We start from the raw sequence: 230 nt of genomic DNA on the forward strand, positions 1-230 counted from the left end.
CATGAATGATATGCCCGGCGCACAAACAGCCGTCACGCTCAAACACGCCGGAGAAAAGCTAAATCTTGACGATCTGGTATTTGCGCTCGGTCATCCGTCATTTCTGCGAAGGTTCAATTTCGCCTGCGTCTCACAAGCGGTTGAATGTCGGGAAATCTGGAGCAGTCAAGGAATGCCGCGCTCCGCATTTGGTAAAGACGATCTGAAACGCAACGAATTTTACATTCGTC

The 230-nt window shown here is 50.0% G+C and carries 1 protein-coding gene; it reads left to right on the forward strand.

Annotated elements, in window-relative coordinates:
• Window positions 1–230: hypothetical protein (locus RMT89_RS45760; protein WP_315889655.1), on the forward strand; the 230-nt coding region annotated here is incomplete at both ends.

The sequence above is a fragment of the Streptomyces sp. P17 genome, from assembly GCF_032436805.1.
Lineage (GTDB): Bacteria > Actinomycetota > Actinomycetes > Streptomycetales > Streptomycetaceae > Streptomyces.